17 protein-coding genes are annotated in these 17,957 nt (G+C 64.1%); 8 read left to right on the forward strand and 9 right to left on the reverse strand.

Annotation, left to right across the window (positions count from 1 at the left end; all coding sequences use genetic code 11):
* Positions 1-10: 10 nt before the first annotated feature.
* From hisN to H4V95_RS06235, 5 genes are all read right to left on the reverse strand, one after another.
* Complete coding sequence (gene hisN / locus H4V95_RS06215) at positions 11-820, reverse strand: histidinol-phosphatase (protein ID WP_196865738.1); 810 nt, start codon at positions 818-820, stop codon at positions 11-13.
* 135 nt (positions 821-955) lie between these two features.
* Positions 956-1,159 (reverse strand): cold-shock protein, encoded by a 204-nt coding sequence (locus H4V95_RS06220; RefSeq protein ID WP_019483099.1) that lies wholly within the window; start codon positions 1,157-1,159, stop codon positions 956-958.
* Between the two features lie 102 nt (positions 1,160-1,261).
* The gene (rsgA, locus tag H4V95_RS06225) at positions 1,262-2,395 is read right to left on the reverse strand and encodes a ribosome small subunit-dependent GTPase A (protein ID WP_196865739.1); all 1,134 of its coding nucleotides are present in this window, start codon (positions 2,393-2,395) and stop codon (positions 1,262-1,264) included.
* Between the two features lies 1 nt (position 2,396).
* A complete protein-coding gene (gene aroA, locus H4V95_RS06230; protein ID WP_209729420.1) occupies positions 2,397-3,728 on the reverse strand; it encodes a 3-phosphoshikimate 1-carboxyvinyltransferase in 1,332 nt (443 codons plus the stop codon).
* A gap of 16 nt (positions 3,729-3,744) precedes the next feature.
* Positions 3,745-4,323 (reverse strand): DoxX family protein, encoded by a 579-nt coding sequence (locus H4V95_RS06235; protein ID WP_209729422.1) that lies wholly within the window; start codon positions 4,321-4,323, stop codon positions 3,745-3,747.
* 330 nt (positions 4,324-4,653) lie between these two features.
* Here H4V95_RS06235 and H4V95_RS06240 point away from each other — a divergent pair, with 330 nt between their 5' ends.
* Positions 4,654-5,331, forward strand: a complete 678-nt coding sequence (locus tag H4V95_RS06240) for a sigma-70 family RNA polymerase sigma factor (protein WP_245345599.1) — start codon at positions 4,654-4,656, stop codon at positions 5,329-5,331.
* Positions 5,328-5,588 (forward strand): mycothiol system anti-sigma-R factor, encoded by a 261-nt coding sequence (gene rsrA / locus H4V95_RS06245; RefSeq protein WP_019483104.1) that lies wholly within the window; start codon positions 5,328-5,330, stop codon positions 5,586-5,588. Before H4V95_RS06240 ends, rsrA begins: the two co-directional genes overlap by 4 nt.
* A gap of 96 nt (positions 5,589-5,684) precedes the next feature.
* On the opposite strand, the gene H4V95_RS18905 is transcribed toward rsrA, so the two are convergent.
* A complete protein-coding gene (locus H4V95_RS18905) occupies positions 5,685-5,759 on the reverse strand; it encodes a 50S ribosomal protein bL37 (RefSeq protein WP_116778527.1) in 75 nt (24 codons plus the stop codon).
* Positions 5,760-5,899: 140 nt separating this feature from the next.
* On the opposite strand from H4V95_RS18905, the gene H4V95_RS06250 reads away from it, so the two are divergent.
* The gene (locus tag H4V95_RS06250) at positions 5,900-6,868 is read left to right on the forward strand and encodes a zinc-binding dehydrogenase (protein ID WP_209729424.1); all 969 of its coding nucleotides are present in this window, start codon (positions 5,900-5,902) and stop codon (positions 6,866-6,868) included.
* Between the two features lie 31 nt (positions 6,869-6,899).
* Here the strand turns inward: H4V95_RS06250 and H4V95_RS06255 are convergent, their stop codons facing one another.
* A complete protein-coding gene (locus H4V95_RS06255) occupies positions 6,900-7,136 on the reverse strand; it encodes a hypothetical protein (RefSeq protein WP_209729427.1) in 237 nt (78 codons plus the stop codon).
* A gap of 112 nt (positions 7,137-7,248) precedes the next feature.
* Between H4V95_RS06255 and H4V95_RS06260 the strand changes: the two genes are divergently transcribed.
* Positions 7,249-7,680, forward strand: a complete 432-nt coding sequence (locus H4V95_RS06260) for a DUF1810 domain-containing protein (RefSeq protein ID WP_209729429.1) — start codon at positions 7,249-7,251, stop codon at positions 7,678-7,680.
* 12 nt (positions 7,681-7,692) lie between these two features.
* On the opposite strand, the gene H4V95_RS06265 is transcribed toward H4V95_RS06260, so the two are convergent.
* Positions 7,693-8,292, reverse strand: a complete 600-nt coding sequence (locus tag H4V95_RS06265; protein ID WP_196865744.1) for a GDSL-type esterase/lipase family protein — start codon at positions 8,290-8,292, stop codon at positions 7,693-7,695.
* 145 nt (positions 8,293-8,437) lie between these two features.
* Entirely contained in the window at positions 8,438-12,355 is a 3,918-nt protein-coding gene (locus H4V95_RS06270) for a multifunctional oxoglutarate decarboxylase/oxoglutarate dehydrogenase thiamine pyrophosphate-binding subunit/dihydrolipoyllysine-residue succinyltransferase subunit (RefSeq protein WP_209729431.1), read from the reverse strand.
* 265 nt (positions 12,356-12,620) lie between these two features.
* Between H4V95_RS06270 and H4V95_RS06275 the strand changes: the two genes are divergently transcribed.
* The 4 genes from H4V95_RS06275 (at position 12,621) to H4V95_RS06290 (ending at position 17,916) form a co-directional block, all read left to right on the forward strand.
* Positions 12,621-14,084, forward strand: a complete 1,464-nt coding sequence (locus H4V95_RS06275; RefSeq protein WP_209729433.1) for a GuaB1 family IMP dehydrogenase-related protein — start codon at positions 12,621-12,623, stop codon at positions 14,082-14,084.
* 313 nt (positions 14,085-14,397) lie between these two features.
* The gene (locus H4V95_RS06280) at positions 14,398-15,744 is read left to right on the forward strand and encodes a hemolysin family protein (protein WP_209729435.1); all 1,347 of its coding nucleotides are present in this window, start codon (positions 14,398-14,400) and stop codon (positions 15,742-15,744) included.
* Entirely contained in the window at positions 15,741-16,835 is a 1,095-nt protein-coding gene (locus H4V95_RS06285) for a hemolysin family protein (RefSeq protein WP_196865748.1), read from the forward strand. Before H4V95_RS06280 ends, H4V95_RS06285 begins: the two co-directional genes overlap by 4 nt.
* A gap of 91 nt (positions 16,836-16,926) precedes the next feature.
* Positions 16,927-17,916: a metal ABC transporter solute-binding protein, Zn/Mn family gene (locus H4V95_RS06290; RefSeq protein ID WP_209729437.1), complete on the forward strand. Its 990-nt coding sequence runs from the start codon at positions 16,927-16,929 to the stop codon at positions 17,914-17,916.
* Positions 17,917-17,957 lie beyond the last annotated feature (41 nt).

Here is a 17,957-nt window from a genome sequence, read left to right on the forward strand (position 1 = left end):
CAACGGATTCCTACAGCAGGTCATCCACATCGGGGTTCAGGATCTGGAGCACATCGTTGTGGAGGGTGCTGTTGGTGGCGAGGGCGTTGCCGCCGAAGGGCCCATCGGTGCCTTCCAGGGAGGTGAAGCGCCCGCCGGCCTCGGTGATGATCGGCACCAGGGCGGCCATGTCGTAGAGGTTCAGCTCGGGTTCGCAGGCGATGTCGACAGCACCCTCGGCGACCATGCAGTAGGACCAGAAGTCGCCGTAGGCCCGGCTGCGCCAGACCTTCTCGGTCAGCGACATGAACTCAGGCAGGTTCCCCCGCTCCTTCCAGCCCGAGAGACTCGAGTACGACAGAGAGGCGTCTTCCAGCCGGGAGACATTCGAGACCTTCAGCCGGCTCGCCGCGGCGAGCGATTTGCCCATGTAGGCACCGGTTCCGGTGGCCGCCCACCAGCGTTTCCCCAGGGCCGGTGCGCTGACCAGGCCCACCACGGGCTGTCCCTCGTCGACGAGGGCGATCAGGGTGGCCCAGACAGGGACGCCGCGCACAAAGCTCTTGGTGCCGTCGATAGGGTCGATGATCCAGCGTCGTGATCCGGCGCCGGTGCTGCCGAATTCCTCACCCAGCACCGCGTCGCGGGGGCGTGCCCGGGAGAGCTGGCCCCGGATCGACTCCTCAGCGGCCTTGTCGGCATCGGTCACGGGGGTAAGGTCCGGCTTGGTTTCCACCACCAGATCCAAAGCCTTGAATCGCGACATGGTCTGGTCGTCAACAGAATCGGCCATCACGTGGGCAAGGCGCAGATCATCGTTATAACTTTGGCGGTGGTTCATACCTTCAACCTATCGCCTTACCCCGCAGAGTGCGGGAGGCCCTGCCGTTAAACACCACAGGACACCGCCGGCTCAAAGCCGTGTCAGTGTCCTGTGGAAGAACCGCCCAGTGGGGCGGCCTACGTATCTGGGTTACTAGATAACGGTGATGTTCTCGGCCTGCGGTCCCTTGGGGCCCTGCGTGGTCTCGAAGTTGACCTTCTGGTTCTCTTCGAGCGCGCGGAATCCGCTGGAGTTGATTGCCGAGAAGTGGGCGAATACATCCGCGCCGCCGTCGTCAGGAGCAATGAATCCAAAGCCCTTTTCAGCGTTGAACCATTTGACTGTACCTGTTGCCATTTTTTTCATATTCCTTGTGTGTGAGAATCCCCCCGTGCTTCGGGGTTCTCGTTGCAGTGCTACTACGTGCGCAACGCCACAACTGGTTTAAGCCTATCAGGTCTACTGTTCGCCGAGCTCTTTGGCTTCCTGGGTATTTCCTTTTGCCTCGGGAATGCTGGAGCCGAGCAACCGTCGCAGGGAGGCGAGGCGCACCGGCCCCGAGCCGCCGGCCAGCCCGTCCCGGACCCAGGGGTCCAATCCGCACTTCACTGCCGTCCGGTCGTGGCGGCAGCCTCTGGCGCAGTCGGCCGTGCCGGGTTCGAGGTCCGGGAAGGCCTGCAGGATCCGGTCGGGGTCCACATGGGCCAGGCCGAACGAACGGATCCCGGGGGTGTCGATGATCCAGGTACCCGGCAGTGCGTCCCCGGCTTTCAGTGCGATTGCCGACGACGACGTGTGACGGCCCCGGCCGGTCACGGCGTTCACTCCTCCGGTGGCCCGGTTGGAGCCGGTCAACGCATTGACCATTGTTGATTTACCGACCCCCGAGTGGCCCAGCAGCACGCTGACCCTGCCATCCAGATGAGCGCGCAGTTGGCCGACCGCGTCACCGAGGAGACGCGCCGAGAGGCCGTCGTCGGACGTGCTTGCCACTGCGTCGTCGTCGGTGGCGGTCCGGCTGATGATCACCGGGAGGTCCAGGTGCCGGTAGTTATCCAGCAACTCGCTGGGGTCCTTGAGGTCGGCCTTGGTGACACAGAGGATCGGCTGGATTCCAGCGTCGTACGCCGCGACCAGCGCCCGGTCAATGAAGCCCGTGCGCGGTTCCGGATTGGCCGCGGCCACCACAATGACCAGCTGGTCGGCGTTGGCGACGACGGCGCGCTCCACCGGGTCGGTGTCGTCGGCGCTGCGCCGGAGCAGCGTGCGCCGCTCCTGTACCCGGACCAGCCTGGCGAGGGCGTCGGGTCCGCCGGTGAGGTCACCTACCAGTGCCACCAGGTCACCGGCAACGACGGGGGTGCGCCGCAGCTCGCGGGCCCGGGCGGCAATGACGATCCGCTCGTCGGCGCCATCCTCGTCGACGACGGCGGTGTAGCGTCCGCGGTCGACGGTGACGATCCGTCCGGTGACCGCGTCCTCGTAGGCTGGCCGGTCCTTGGTGCGGGGACGGGTGCCCTTCTTGTTGGGGCGGACCCTGATGTCGGATTCGTCCCAGGACCGCGCGCCGCCACGGTTGCCGCCGGTAGCCACGTCAGCGCCCGCTGGTGGGGAGGGGCTCGCCGGCGGAGGGACGCCCGGTCGCCGCGAGGTCTGCCCAGAGCTCGGGGAACTGGGGCATGGTCTTGGCTGTGGTGCCGATGTTCTCAACCTCGACGCCTTCGGTGGCCAACCCGATAATCGCTCCGGCGGTTGCCATCCGGTGATCCTCATAGGTTCTGAACACGCCGCCATGGAGGGGGGCCGGACTGATCGACAGCCCGTCGGCGGTCTCGGTTACTTCTCCACCCAGACGGTTGATCTCGGTCGCCAGTGCCTTGAGGCGGTCGGTCTCGTGGCCGCGCAGGTGGGCGATCCCGCTCAGGGTCGACGGCGAATCAGCCAGCGCGCAGAGTGCCGCGACGGTGGGGGCGAGTTCGCTGGTGTCGGCGAGGTGTGCTCCACGGATGCGGGCACCCCCGGTCACCGAAAGGGTCCCGTCGGAGAGGACCACCTCAGCACCGAGTTGCACCAGGATCTCACGCCACTGATCGCCTACCTGGGTGGTACCCAGGGGCCAGTTGGGAATCCGCACCGTGCCGGCGGTGACCAGCGCCGCGGCAAGGAATGGGCCGGCGTTGGAGAGGTCCTGTTCGATCCGGACGTCGAAGGCTCGGATCGTGCCGGGGGAGACACGCCACTGGTTCGGAAGTGAATCGTCGACGTCGACACCCACCTCGCGCAGCACCCGCACCGTCATGGCAATGTGGTCAAGGCTGGGCACGGGCGGACCCACGTGTTCAAGGTGCAGGCCGTCGGTGAACCGGGCGCCGACCAGAAGTAACGCGGAAATGAACTGGGAGGAGGCGCTGGCGTCCACCACCAGTTTTCCCCCGGGGACGGAGCCGGTACCGGTGACCGTGAACGGGAGCTGCCCGTCGCCGTCGTCGTCGACCGTGATCCCGAGACCCCGCAGGGCTTGGATGACTGCACCCATCGGACGCTGGCGGGCGTGTGGATCACCATCGAACGAGGCGGTTCCGTGGCGCAATGCCGCGAGGGGTGGAACGAACCGCATCACGGTGCCGGCCAGCCCGCAGTCGATGGCAGGGTCGCCGGTCGCGGCAGGATCCAGCGGGGTGACGAGGAGGTCCGGACCAAAGGCGCCGTCTCCGGCCACCTCGGTAAACCCGGCACCCAGGGCGGTGAGCGCCTTCACCATCAGCGCGGAGTCGCGGGAGATCAGTGGTGCACGCAGCCGGGACGGGCCGTCAGCCAGGGCGGCGAGGACGAGGAACCGGTTGGTGAGTGATTTGGAGCCGGGAACCTGAACTGTCGCATTGACCGGCGAGGTGGCGAAGGGTGCCGGCCAATGCGACAGTTCCATGTGGGTCACGTCTTTGCTAGCTCACCAGATCGGTGGCGGTCTTGCGGACGGACTTGTTGGCCTTCTTCAGCTGCTTCTCGGTGTCCTTGGTAATGGACTTGGCGCTCTTGCGCGTGTCGTGGCTGAGGGCCTTCGCGTTGCGCTTGGCATCGGACGCGAAGTGCTCGGCGCGCCAGGCCAGACCCGGGCGACCGTTCGTGTCCACGGAAGCAAGCAGGACTGCGCCAAGCAGCGAGACGTTCTTCAGGAGCTGGTTGCGGCGGGCCTTCCGCGCCTCGGCGGTGGACGAGTCGGCCGACTTGTAGTCAACGAGGGTGTTCAGACCTGCGGTGCCGACGAGGACCAGCGCGGCAACCCGGGAGAACCGTCCGATGCCCAGCAGCGCGGCAGCGCCGACCTGCGCGGCGCCGAGGGCCTGTGCCACTACTTTTTCGTTGGCGGTGACCGACGAGGCGGAGGGGACGGCCTTGGTGATCCGGTCAAGGGTGGGACGGAGCTGTGTGCCGGCTGCTTCGGCGTTCCGCAGCCGGTCAATACCGGCCACCACGAACGAACTCGCAAGCATCGGACGGGCTACTACGCGAACAAGGGTCATGATTGCCTCCTGGCTGTGGACTGATTGGGCACTTGCGTTCTAGTTTTGCATTTTTAAAGTGGTAAGGCGATATGGGTATCCGTAAGTGGTGCTCAGAGGGACGACGGCGGCACTCATCGCCGATCGGGGGCGGCCGATCGGTGAGGAATAACCACCCGGGGGTAGCGGTTATGTCCAGCAGAGATCAGATAGGTACGGCAGAACCAACTGCAAGCTCACGAGAGGCGGATCATGACGGCACAAGCCGCAATAGTCGGACAGACGCCCGACTTCCAGTTGACGGTTAACCCCGTGCGGCCAGCGAGGCCCGGGCGCGTAGACTTTTCCTCAATGAATACAACACCCGCGGCGGGCAGCGTCCCAGCCGAAGACGCTCAATTGGATGTGTCGACCGAATCGGATGCGGATCGGAAGATTCGCTTCGAGCGAGATGCCATGCAGTATGTGGATCAGCTGTACTCAGCTGCCATGCGAATGGCACGCAATCCCGCTGATGCCGAGGATTTGGTGCAGGAGGCCTACACGAAGGCTTTTTCAGCGTTCCACCAGTACAAACCCGGCACCAATCTAAAGGCCTGGTTGTACCGCATTCTGACGAACACGTACATCAACCTGTACCGGAAGCGCCAGCGGGAACCGTTGCAGTCCCACTCGGACACGATCGAGGACTGGCAGCTCGCGAAGGCCGCCGAGCATACTCCCACGGGTCTGCGGTCTGCCGAGGTGGAGGCGCTTGACCACCTGCCGGATTCAGACGTCAAGCAGGCGCTGCAGGCCATTCCGGAGGAGTTCCGGTTAGCCGTCTACTTCTCCGATGTGGAGGGGTACGCCTACAAGGAGATATCAGAAATCATGAATACGCCCATCGGCACCGTAATGTCGCGGCTGCACCGTGGGCGCAAGCTGTTGCGTGAATTGCTTGCCGAGTACGCGCACGATCGCGGCCTGGGGGCTGCGAAGGTAGCGGCGGGCAGCGGCACGGCAAAGACACAGGAGGGTGGAAAATGAGCGATTGTCAGAGCCTTGGCGACTGCGCCGATTCCCGGATTGAGCGCTTGTACGACTACCTCGATGGGGCGCTGTCCCACGATGATCTGGTGGAGATCAAGAACCACCTGGAGGACTGCCCTGAGTGTGCGGAAGAGCACGACCTCGAGTGCGTCATCCGCTCAGTGGTCAAGAGATCCTGCACCGAGGTGGCGCCCACCACCCTCAAGACCAGCATCCTGGACCGGATCAGTCAGATCAAGACCGCAGAGCACTAGCTCACTGGGGCAGACAGCCTGCCCCAGACAAAAAAGGAGAGCCCCCGCAACCGATGATCGGTGCGGGGGCTCTCCTTATGGTGCTAGCCCGACTGCTCAGGCGTTGGGGCGCTTACCGTGGTTAGCGCCGCCCTTCTTGCGGTCGCGCTTCTTGCGTGCTCGCTTGCTCATGGCTGCCTCCTTGCTTCTCAAGTATTTTGAACTACCATCCAGTCTCCCACACTTCGCAGAGGCCGACCGTCCAATCAGGTGGCCTTCCCGGAGGTCGGGAGTCCTAGGATGGAATAACAGTCGATCCGAAGGAGCATCACGTGACCCGTGCCGTATACGTTGACTCATTTTCCGCTGACGACCCGCTGGCTGGCCTGGTGATCGGCGACTTGCCGGTCAGTGAGGCCCCAGAGGGGTATCGGAAGGTGACCGTCCGTGCCTCCGCGCTAAACCACCATGACCTGTGGTCCCTCCGTGGGGTGGGTCTGGGCGAGGACAAATTGCCGATGATTCTCGGGTGCGACGCTGCCGGCGTCGACGATGATGGCAACGAGGTGCTGGTGCACGGGGTCATTTCCTCGCCGGGCTGGGAAGGCGACGAAACCCTCGATCCACGCCGTACCCTGCTGTCCGAGAAGTTGCCTGGTGCCATGGCCGATGTGGTGTGGGTGCCGGAACGCAATCTGGTCCCCAAGCCAGCCGAGCTGAGTTTCGAGGAGGCGGCCTGCCTGCCCACGTCATGGCTCACCGCCTACCGGATGCTGTTCACCGTGTCCCCCGCCGCGCCCGGATCCACCATTCTGGTGCAGGGGGCCGGCGGCGGCGTCGCAACAGCACTCATCGCGATGGCAAGCGCTGCCGGGTTCAGGGTCTGGGCGACCAGCCGGAGCAAGGCAAAACAGGAGCGGGCACTTGAGCTCGGGGCAGCGGCAGTGTTTGACGACGGCGCGCGCCTCCCCGAACGCGTGGACGTCGTCTTCGATTCGGTGGGCGAGGCCACCTGGGGTCACTCGCTAAAGGCCCTGAAGCCCGGCGGCGCGGTTGTGACCTGCGGTGCCACCAGCGGGCCGGCGCCCAGCGCCGACCTGAACCGGGTGTTTTTTCTGCAGTTGCAGGTTCTAGGGTCCACCATGGGCACCCGCGAGGAACTGCTCCGGCTTACCCGGTTCCTGGTCGCGACAGGCGTCCGGCCGGAGATTGACGAGGTGTTACCGCTGGACGAGGCGGAGAAGGGCTTCCGCAAAATGGCCGACGGCGACGTCTTCGGGAAAATCGTCTTCGCGCATTAATCGCCCAGCAACGGGCGCCCGGCATGATGCCCTAGTCGTCGTCGCCGCCGTCTGATTCGTCGTCGCTCTCGTCGCTCTCGTCGTCCGAATCGTCACCGGAGTCGCCGTCGCCTGAAGTGTCGTCATTATTGTTGAAGCCCGATCCGCTGTCTTCCTGCTGCTGTTCCTGGTCCTGGTTGTCACCGGTGGTGTCATCGCAACCGACGAGGAAGAGCGCAGCGAGGATGAAGGCTGCTGCAGAGGCTTTTTTCGAAAGGGAGGTCTTCATGGGGATTCGTCCGTTCCTGGTGGATCAATCGTGGGTGATCGGTCAATCAATCAGTGCCCCACCGTACACAGGGAAAATGAGAGGACCATGAGTTGAGCAGGGAAGAGGTCCGATGACCATGGGTGAGCTCCAGCGTTTTGTCACGGCGCAGGACAGCGATGGGACCTACGAGCGAGCCATGGCGGAACTGGCCGCGGGGCGGAAGGAGTCCCACTGGATGTGGTTTGTCTTTCCGCAGCTTGCAGGGCTGGGCCGTAGCCCCACGGCGCAGCGGTATGCGGTGATGTCGACTGCGGAAGCCGGCGCCTACCTGCGCCACCCTGTCCTGGGCCCCAGATTAGTGGCCGCCGCCCAGATCCTGCTGTCCCTCAGCGGGACCAATGCGGATCGGGTCTTCGGCTCGGTGGATGCGCAGAAATTACGATCATCAATGACCCTGTTTTCACGGGCGGATCCCGAGCAGCACGTCTTTGCCCAGGTGCTGGAGCAGTACTTTGACGGACTGCCCGACCCACTGACTGATCGGCTCCTCAGGGCTCAATGATGGCCGCGGGAGCTACTGCGGCGCAGGTACATCCAGCCACTGGAACCAGCCACGGTGGAGGACGAGCCAGGCCATCAGTCCGTAGCCGGCCTGGCCAGGTCCACCGCCGTTCGCTACCAGATCGCTCCGCCACTGCTCATGGGCCTGCAACGGGGTAAAGGTATCAACGTAGACGTGTTTCCGGCGTGTGGTCACATCCGCGTACGCCGCGGACAGATCTGCCAGCCGGCGGTTCCGTTCGGGGTCGAGCCCCGGGGGAGGACCTACCACGAGCACCTTGACGCTCATCTGGGCTGCGCCATCCAGGATGTTGGCAAGATTGAGGCGGCTGCGCGCGGTGGACAGGTCCAGGTCCAGGTCCCGGTCGGACAGGCCGATCACCAGCCGGTTCTCGAATCCGTTGTCGAACCGCCGACCGGTCTCCTGCTGCCAACGGTTGGCGAGGGCTTCGGTGCCCTCCTCGGGCGCCGCAAGGGTAAACGCCTGAAGGGAGACGCCGTTGGGAGCTGTCCGGGCCAGCACTCGGCCGAACCAGCCGAGCGCACGAGGGTCGCCCAGGCCTGCGAGCAGTTCGTCACCTACGGCTGCGAGCCGGATTCTGCGTTGTTCCACTGGTTGGTTACCTTTGTCCACTCATCGATTGCGCTACTGCGGTCCGCGTTTCGAACCCAGTGTAAAGATCCAGTCTGAAACTGGAGTTGGGTGGGGTGCCCGGCACCCCACCCAACATCATACGTACCCGGCAGCTGGTCAGCTGCTAGTTGCGTTCGAACGCCTTCTTGACCAGAATCTCCTGCTCCACGGCGTGGCGCTTGGCCGAACCTGTCGCAGTCGATGCCGAGGCCGGACGGGATGCCAGCCGCAGGGGCCGGTCCAGGTGCTCAGGCAGGTTCAGGCCGATGAACGGCCATGGCCCCTGGTTCGCTGGTTCGTCCTGGGCCCACACCACGTCGGCATTCGGGTACTTGCCGACAGCCGCCAGGATGTCATCAACCGGGAGCGGCGCCAGCTGCTCCACCCGGATGATTGCCGTCTTCTGGTCTTCGGTCTTCTGGCGGGCGGCCAGCAGATCGTAGTACAGGCGTCCGGAGACGAGGATGACGTGGTCGACGTCGTTGGCGTTGAGTTCCTGCTTGTCCGGGATGACCGGCAGGAAACCGCCGGTGGTGAAGTCCTCCACCGAGCTCGCGGCCGCCTTCAGCCGAAGCAGTTGCTTTGGGGTGAAGATGATCAACGGTTTGCGGGGCCGGGTGTAGGCCTGACGGCGCAGGAGGTGGAAGTGCGACGCGGCGGTGGTGGGGTTGGCCACCACCATGTTGTCCTCAGCGCACATCTGCAGGAACCGTTCAATGCGGGCCGACGAGTGGTCGGGGCCCTGGCCCTCGTAACCGTGAGGCAGCATCAGTACCAGGGACGAGCGCTGGCCCCACTTCTGTTCTGCGGAGCTGATGAACTCGTCGATGATCGTCTGGGCACCGTTGACGAAGTCACCGAACTGGGCCTCCCACAGGACGAGCGCGTCGGGGCGTTCGACCGAATAGCCGTATTCGAAGCCCATCGCCGCGTATTCCGACAGCAGCGAATCGTAGATCCAGAACTTCGCCTGGGCCTCACTCAGGTCGTCGAGGGGCAACCATTCCTCGCCGGTCGCCCGGTCGTGGAAAACGGCATGCCGTTGGACGAACGTCCCGCGACGGGAATCCTGCCCGGCCAGACGGACGGGGACGCCTTCCATCAGCAACGACCCGAAGGCGGCGAGCTCGCCGAAGCCCCAGTCGATGCCACCCTCACGCGACATCTGCTCGCGCTTGTCCAGCAGCGCCTTCAGCTTCGGGTGCACAGTGAAGTTCTCGGGAATTGCCGTATGAACCTTGCCGATGTGGGCGAGGGTCTCGGCGGTGATCGCGGTGCTGGCTGGCGCCCCGACCCCGGTATCGGACTGCTGGGCGATGGGCCGCTCGATATCCGACACGGCCGCAGCATCCTTGGTCACGATGGGGATCGGTGACGTCTGGGCCGCGTGTGTCTCAGCGAACACCCGTTCCAGACGCTCCTGGTAATCCTTCAGAGCCTGCTCGGCCTCATCCTGGCTGATGTCGCCCCGACCGATCAGAGCCTCGGTGTAGAGCTTGCGGACCGATCGCTTGGCTTCGATGAGGTTGTACATCATGGGCTGGGTCATCGACGGGTCGTCGCCCTCGTTGTGTCCACGGCGGCGGTAGCACACCATGTCGATGACCACGTCCTTGTTGAACTTCTGGCGGAACTGGTAGGCCAGCTGGCCCACGCGGACCACCGCTTCCGGATCATCTCCGTTGACGTGGAAGATCGGCGCCTGCACCATCTTCGCCACATCGGTCGAGTAGACCGAGGAACGCGACGAGGTGGGGGAGGTGGTGAAGCCAACCTGGTTGTTCACGATGATGTGGATGGTGCCACCGGTACGGTAACCGCGGAGCTGGGACAGGTTCAGGGTTTCAGCGACGACGCCCTGGCCAGCGAAGGCCGCGTCGCCGTGGATCTGGATGGGTAGCACGGGGAACGCGTTCCCCTGGTCGAGCCGGTCCTGCTTGGCCCGAACGATCCCCTCGAGGACCGAGTCAACTGCCTCAAGGTGGGACGGGTTCGCCGCCAGGTAGATCTTGGTCTCGTTGCCGCTCTCCGAGGTGAAGGTGCCCTCCGTGCCCAGGTGGTACTTCACGTCACCGGAGCCCTGTACCGACCGTGGATCCTGCGTGCCCTCGAATTCACGGAAGACCTGGCCATAGGTCTTGCCAGCGATGTTGGTCAGGACGTTCAGCCGGCCCCGGTGTGCCATGCCGATTGCCACCTCGTCGAGGCCGTCGTCGGCGGCGTTCGAAATCACGGAGTCCAGCAGCGGAATCAGTGACTCGCCACCCTCAAGGGAGAACCGCTTCTGGCCAACGAACTTCGTCTGCAGGAAGGTCTCAAAAGCCTCGGCGGCGTTGAGCTGGTGCAGCACGCGCATCTGCTCTTCACGGCTGGGCTTGGAGTAGGAGTGTTCCAGCTCATCCTGGAACCACTGACGCTCCTCCGGGTCCTGGATGTGCATGTACTCGATGCCGGTGGTGCGGCAGTACGCATCCCGGAGGACACCGAGGATGGTCCGGAACTTGAGCATCGGCTTGCCGCCGAAGCCGCCCGTGGGCCACTCCCGGTCCAGATCCCACAGGGTCAGGCCGTGGGTGCGCACGTCGAGGTCGGCGTGCTTGCGCTGGACGTACTCCAGCGGGTTGGTGTCGGCCATCAGATGACCGCGCACCCGGTAGGCGTGAATCAGCTGCTGGATGCGGGCAACCTTGTTGATTTCATCCATCGGATCAACCTGGATGTCGGCGCTCCACCGGACCGGCTCGTACGGGATCCGCAGGGCCTCGAAGATCTCGTCGTAGAAGTTCTGCTCACCGAGCAGGAGTTGGTGGATGATCCGCAGGAACTCACCGCTGCCCGCACCCTGGATCACGCGGTGATCGTAGGTGGACGTCAGGGTGATGGTTTTGCTGATTGCGTGCCGGGCGAGGGTTTTTTCACTGGAACCCTGGAACTCGGCCGGGTACTCCAGGGCGCCGGCACCGATGATGCAGGCCTGGCCCTTGGAGAGTCGGGGCACCGAATGGACGGTGCCGATCCCGCCAGGGTTGGTCAGGGATACGGTCGTCCCCGCGTAGTCGTCTGCACCCAGCTTGCCGCCACGGGCTTTCTTGACCAGGTCCTCGTAGGCGTGCCAAAAGTCCGAGAAGTTCATCGTCTCGGCCTTCTTGATGTTGGGAACCACCAACGAGCGCGTGCCATCCGGCTTGGGCATGTCGATGGCCAGGCCGAAGTTCACGTGCGCGGGCTGCACCGCCGAGGGCTTGCCGTCAACGACGTCGTAGTACACGTTCTGGGAGGGGAACTGGGCCAGCGCACGAATGATGGCGTAGCCGATGAGGTGGGTGAAGGAAACCTTGCCGCCGCGGGCGCGGGCGAGGTGGTTGTTGATGACCACCCGATTGTCGATGAGCAGCTTCGCCGGGATGGCGCGGACGCTCGTCGCGGTCGGAACGGTCAGGCTGGCGTCCATGTTGGTCGCGATCGCCTTGGCCGGTCCGCGGAGGACCTTGACCGTGTCCTCATCCATGTCGGTGCTGCGATCGGTCTTCGGTAACTGGGCGGGGATCGGCGTCGTCGCTGGCTTCTCGGCCTTTGCGCTCTCGGACTGCTTGGCCACGGGCTTCTCGGCTCGTTCCTTGGCTGCCGCCTCCATAGCCTGGTCAGCCTTGTCTTCGGCCTTGATCTCGGCCTTGCTGTGCGTCTCCTTGGGAACCGGCGGCTTTGCCGACTCCTCGAAGCTCGCGGGAGACTCGCCCGATGCCTTGGGGGTGCTGCCCTCTGCGTTCACCACGGGCAGTTCGCGGGTGGCTGGGTTGTGGCCGAGTTCACCGCTGCTGTTGTTGACGCCGCTCTTGACAGCACTGTCATTCGAGCCGCTGTTGGTCGAGGCGGGGCGCCCGTTTCCGGACTTGGAGTCATCGGCGGCAAAGGAGTCGAACAGTGTCCACCACTTCTTGTCCACCGAGTTCCGGTCCTTTTGGAACTGCTCGTATAACTCGTCGACAAGCCACTCGTTTCCGCCGAATTCTTCAGGTAGACGGTGGTTGGGTTGTTCTGGCACTAGTAATACGCCTCTTCCGTAAGTTTGCCCTGAGCCCGGTGGGAACAGCCTGCAGCCTTTTCTTGCTAGATAAAACTGTATACAGACCCTGTGTCAGTCTAATGACAGTCTGAGGCAACAAGCCAATCACCTGGGCAATCCTGCGGGGATCCTTCCGTGATGCTTCCGAGCGCTCCGGCGGTGACCGCCGGAGCGCCGACGAGAGTGCGTGCCCCTGGGCGTCAACCGCCTAGACTTTCAGGGAAGCCGAGCCAGGAGCAACACCATGCGTTTTATCAATCAGCCCGCCACTGACCTCACCTATTCAGACGTCTTTTTGGTCCCGTCAGCGTCCGAAGTGGTCTCCAGATTCGATGTGGACCTATCCAGTGATGATTCCTCGGGCACCACCATCCCCCTGGTCGTCGCCAACATGACCGCAGTGACAGGGCGGCGGATGGTGGAAACAGTGGCCCGCCGCGGCGGCCTCGCGGTGCTGCCGCAGGACATCCCGTCCGAGGTGATCGCGGAGGTCACCCAGTGGGTGAAGAGCCGCGATGCTGTCTACGAGACACCGCTGCGGCTGAAGCCGAACAACACCGTCATCGACGCACTGCACCTGATCAACAAGCGCTCCCACGGGGCAGTGATGGTGGTAAACGAGCAGAACCACTGTGTCGGAGTGGTCCGGTCCGCCGACTGCGAGGGCGTCGACCGGTTCGCGTCGCTGGAATCGGTGATGCGCACCAGCTTCATCAGCTTCGAGTCCACCCGGTTCGAGGGAGATCCTTTAGCGGGCCTGCAGCGGGCATTCGAGGAACTCGACGCGTCCAGCACCAGCCTGGCCCCCGTGCTGCGCGACGGCGAACTCCTGGGCGTGCTGACCCGCAAGGGCGCGCTCCGCTCCACGATCTACCGGCCGGCGCTCGACGCGAAGGGTGCCCTCCGGGTAGCGGCCGCCGTCGGCATCAACGGCGACGTTGAGGCCAAGGCCTCGGCGCTGCTCGACGCCGGTGTGGACGTTCTGGTGGTGGATACCGCCCACGGGCATCAGCGCAAGATGCTCGACGCCCTGAAGGTGGTCCGCAGTGTTGCCAACGGACTCGCGCGCCCGGTGCCGATCGTTGCTGGAAACGTGGTGAGCGCCGGGGGCGTCCGCGACCTGGTTGAGGCTGGCGCCAACATCGTCAAGGTGGGGGTGGGGCCGGGCGCCATGTGCACCACCCGGATGATGACCGCCGTCGGGCGTCCCCAGTTTTCGGCAGTCCAGGAGTGCGCCGAGGCGGCGCGTGCGCTGGGTGCCCAGGTGTGGGCCGACGGGGGCGTGCGGTACCCCCGCGACGTCGCCCTGGCCCTGGCAGCCGGTGCCAGCCAGGTGATGATCGGCTCGTGGTTCGCTGGCACCTATGAGAGCCCGGGTGATCTGCAGACCGACAGCAGCGGCCGACAGTATAAGGAGAGCTTCGGCATGGCTTCGGCGCGGGCCGTCCAGAACCGGACCCAGCGCGACGACGTGTTCGCGCGGGCACGGAAGGGCCTCTTCGAAGAGGGGATCTCGACGTCGAAAATGTACCTCGACCCGGCGCGGCCCGGTGTGGAGGACCTGTTGGACATGATCACCGCCGGGTTGCGCAGCTCGATGACCTACGCTGGCGCACGCAGCCTCGCCGAGTTCCGGGAAAACGCAGTGGTGGGTGTTCAGTCGGCGGCTGGCTATGAAGAGGGCAGGCCGCTGCCACAGAGCTGGTAGGAGGGACTGGTGTGGCCCGGTCCCTGATGTAAACTGAAACTCTTATGGACAGTTCCTCTAGGGGCCGGCCCGCGATGCGTGCGCAGCGAATCTCCGCAGCACGATCGAGAAGCGCCGGCAGCCCCCGCACTTACCCCCATCACCACCTACCGGCACTTCTGAGCCCCACTGAGAGCGAGCCCAACAGGGCCGGTTTCTCGGCGGCAAGCTCCACCGAGCCGCTATCGGAGCCCTCTAGACCGGGGCTACCCGATCATCCACAGTGTTCCCTTAGCGATCAGGGCCATACCGCCCGGGCGGCGGTGACGGCACCATGGAGATCTATTTCCTCGTAGCAGGCCTGCTGCTCATCCTCGGCACCGGGTTCTTTGTCGCCGTGGAATTCTCCCTCGTCGCACTTGATCAGACCTACGTGCAGCGAGCCGTGGATAACGGGGACAAGGGCGCCGTGCCCCTCCTCAAGTGCCTGAAGTCACTCTCGACCCAGCTGTCCAGCTGTCAGCTGGGCATCACCCTCACCACCTTGCTGACCGGGTACGTGATGGAGCCCTCGGTTGGACGACTGATTCAGGGGCCCCTGACATCGATCGGGGTCCCCGACGCGATTCTGGCCACCGTTTCCCTGGTGATCGCAATGACCCTCGCCACCCTGTTATCGATGCTGATCGGCGAGCTGGTCCCGAAGAACCTCGCGATCGCGCTTCCCTTCAAGATCGGCAAACTCCTGGCACGGCCACAGCTGATCTTCACCGGTGTCTTCAAACCTGCGATCGTTGTCCTCAACGGCTTCTCGAACCGTGTCCTCAACCTCTTTGGACTGGAGGCGAAGGAGGAGATCTCCGGTGCCCGCACCCCCTCGGAGTTGTCCTCGTTGGTCCGCCGATCCGCCGAGATGGGCACCCTTGACGCCGGTACCGCAAATTTTCTGGCGCGCACGTTCAGTTTCTCGGAACGCACCGCCGCAGACGTGATGACGCCACGGATCCGGATGGAAACCATTGACTCTGATCAAACCGTGGCCGACGTCGTCGACCTCGCCCGCCGGACCGGGTTCTCCCGGTTCCCGCTGATTGCCGACTCTCCCGATGACATCCGGGGCGTGGTACACGTCAAGAAGGCAGTGGCCGTCCCCCGCAGCAAGCGGGCAGGTCTCCCCGCCGGAACCATCATGACCGAGATGCTGCGGGTGCCTGAGACGGTCCACCTGGATTCGCTTCTCGCCGAGCTGCGGGAGGCGAACCTCCAACTCGCCGTAGTCCTGGACGAATACGGCGGCACCGCTGGCGTGGTCACCCTGGAGGACCTGGTTGAGGAAATCGTCGGCGAGGTCGCCGATGAACACGACAAGCTCAAGCCGGGAGTCCTGCAGAGCGCCTCAGGCAACTGGTTCTTTCCCGGGCTGATGCGTCCCGACGAGGTTACTGACCAAATCCCGCACCTTGCGGTGCCGGATGAGGCAGGGTACGAGACTGTCGCTGGGTACATCATGGCCGAGCTGGGGCGGATTGCAGTCCCCGGTGACCGGGTCGACGTCCGGGGTGGGCTCCTCGAAGTGGAACGCATGGATGGGCGCCGGATCGACCGGGTCAGCTTCATCCCCCGACAACCAGCAGATGACACCAGCGGAGCGACCGCCGCAGTAACGGAAGGCCGACGATGAGCGACTGGGCCGGAATCGTATGGCTAGTTGTCCTGCTGATTGGCAATGCCTTTTTCGTCGGCGCCGAGTTCGCCGTGATGTCTGCCCGTCGCAGCCAGATCGAACCGCTCGCAGACGCGGGCTCCAAGCGGGCGAAAACCACCCTGTGGGCAATGGAACACGTCTCGCTGATGCTGGCCTGTGCGCAGCTCGGTATCACCGTGTGCTCACTGCTCATCCTGCAGGTGGCTGAACCCGCAATCCACCACCTCTTGGTGGTTCCACTGGAGACGGTGGGAATCCCTGCGGGACCGGCCGACATTATCGCGTTTGCGATCGCCCTGCTCGTGGTGACCTTCCTGCATGTGACGTTCGGTGAGATGGTTCCGAAGAACATTTCGGTGTCGGTCGCCGACAAGGCGGCCCTGCTGCTGGCCCCGCCGCTGGTGATGATCGCACGCATCGTGAACCCGATCATCGGCTCGCTGAACTGGCTGGCCAACCACATCCTGCGGGCCATGAGAGTGGAGCCGAAGGACGAGGTGACCTCGTCCTTCACCCTGGAGGAGGTGCAATCAATCGTTCAGGAGTCCACCCGGCACGGACTGGTCGACGACGGCTCAGGGCTGATCTCCGGTGCGCTCGAGTTCTCTGGTCAGACAGCCGGCACCGTCATGGTCCCCCTGGAGGAACTGGTCAGCGTGCGGACCGATTCCACCCCTGCCGAGTTTGAGAAGACGGTCGGCAGGACAGGGTTCTCCCGGTTCGTATTGATGGACGAGAACGATGTCCTCACCGGCTACATGCACCTCAAGGACATCATGTCCATCTCGGAGGAGATGTACTCGAAGCCGATTACTGAGAACAAGGTGCGCACGCTGGCGAACCTGTCCCTGGATGACGAAATCGAGACCGCGCTGAGCACCATGCAGCGCACCGGGTCACACCTGGCACGGGTCCTCGGTCCCGACGGCGCAACCCACGGGGTGTTGTTCCTTGAGGACGTGATCGAGCAGTTGATCGGTGAGATCCGCGACGCCACCCAGAACCAGGGTCATCGGCGGACGGGGGAGAGCGTCGTCGAGCTGGGGGCGGATCGACGCCCTGTGTAGTCGCTTCGATATGCGAATGATTCGCGTTTGCGTTAGACTCGAATTCACCGGGTAATCATCCGAGGACCCGCCATACGAAGATCGAGGAACAATGCGACGTCTTTCCACATCGACAACTTTCGTCGGGGTAGCAGCGGCGGCTCTTGCCCTGACCGGGTGCGGCCAGTCGGGTAACCCGGCAGCCGCGGACCCATCCACCGAGGGCATCCAGGTGGTGTCCTCCACCAACGTGTATGGCGACATCGCCGAGACCATTGGCGGGGAGTTCGTTTCGGTGACCTCGATCGTGGACTCGCTGTCACAGGACCCGCACTCCTACGAAGCCACGGTGCAGGACAAACTGGCTGTGTCCGAGGCGGAGCTGCTGATCGAGAATGGTGGAGGGTATGACCCGTTCCTCCACCAGTTGGCAGACGAAGTGGAAATGGATCACGACTACATTGTCTCGGCGGTTTCCGTGTCCGGCTACGAAGAGTCTGAGGAGGAGCACGCCGAGCATGAGGGTGAGTCCGAGGAGGAGCATGCCGAGGACGACCATTCGGATCACGCTCATGGATCCGTGAACGAGCATGTCTGGTACGACCTGGACGCCATGGCAGCAGTGGCCGAAGATATCGGGACGAAGCTGTCCAGCCTCGACCCGGACAACGCCGCGACCTACGAGGGCAACGTTGAGGAGTTCACCACCGGGATCAACGCATTGACCGACCGGTTGGCGGAACTGAGCAGCACTGCCGACGGCCTGACGGTCGCGATCACCGAACCCGTCCCGGTCTACCTGCTGGAGGCGGCAGGACTGCAGAACGTCACCCCCGAAGGCTACAGCGAGGCAATCGAGGAAGGCTCTGATGTGTCAGTCGCCATCCTCAACGACATGATGAACCTGATGGAGGACGAGTCGCTGGCCTTCCTTGCCTATAATGAGCAGACGGAAAGCCCCCAGACCCAGACCGTCCGCGACGCGGCGGACGAAGCCGGGGTGCCCATCGTGAACTTCACCGAAACTGTGCCTGAGGGGGACGACTTCCTGAGTTGGATGACCGCCAACGTGGACGGCATCGAAAGCATCCTCGCCCCCTGATCTGGCGCCACCTACCTTCTACTGGAGCTGAACCCACTGGC

This window comes from Arthrobacter sp. CAN_C5 (genome assembly GCF_017875735.1).
Classification (GTDB): Bacteria; Actinomycetota; Actinomycetes; order Actinomycetales; family Micrococcaceae; genus Arthrobacter_D.